General features: G+C 38.8%; 2 protein-coding genes. One reads left to right on the top strand and one right to left on the bottom strand.

Annotation, left to right across the window (positions count from 1 at the left end; all coding sequences use genetic code 11):
* On the bottom strand, positions 1–442 hold a 442-nt coding region (locus R7190_RS27340), incomplete at its 3' end, for an SPFH domain-containing protein (RefSeq protein WP_318137864.1).
* An 84-nt stretch (positions 443–526) separates the two neighbouring features.
* Between R7190_RS27340 and R7190_RS27335 the strand changes: the two genes are divergently transcribed.
* A partial coding sequence (locus R7190_RS27335; protein WP_318137863.1) for a hypothetical protein occupies positions 527–721 on the top strand: 195 nt, incomplete at its 3' end.

Genomic DNA, 721 nt, shown 5'->3' with positions numbered 1-721 from the left:
CGATCAAGTTGTTGTTATTGCGAAACTCACGATGCATCTTTTTTAGAGCCTCTGGATCGTTACTCAATTTAAAGCGGAACGTCACCGGTATTTGACCAATATAGGTATCAGCGAAACGAACTTGAACCGAATCAAGACGTTGGTAAAAGTCTTCACCCTTGCTGTTACCAAAAGACACAGTGATCACTTGATCGTACTTAGTGATTTTGGATAGAAACGGCATCCGGAAATGAATACCAGGTTCAGTAAACACATCCAACTCACCAGTGATGTTGTTTTGATGCACATAACTATAGCCAGCATCTGTCATCAAAACCGAACTGTTGATCGTTAAACCTACAGCCAATAAAGGCACACCAATCAATGCCGCTTTTATGCCACGATGAAGCAACTGACGTCGTTCTTCTACTTTTAAGCCTTGTCCTAAGCTTCTGCTTTCCATGTTTTTCTCCTTATTATTTCGGTTGTCATTGAGTTAAATCGATGAAAATCAAGCTGCTATGCAACTCGCTGACAACAGGTGTCAATGTATCAAATTGTTACATTAAGAAATAATCGAAAGATTCATGAAATTAATGCGATTTTTACGAATAATACAAAATTGATAAGAATATGTGGTGAGCTTCGTATTTCGCTGAAAAGTAGTAGAAAAGGGAAATTGCGGGCAATAAAAAAGGCCGCCGAAGCGACCTTTCTCAGAGAAGTATTAATTACTTCACAC

This window comes from Vibrio sp. 1078-1, assembly GCF_033340475.1.
The sequence above is the reverse complement of the archived record's forward strand: the minus strand, read 5'-3'. Positions and strand labels throughout refer to the sequence as shown.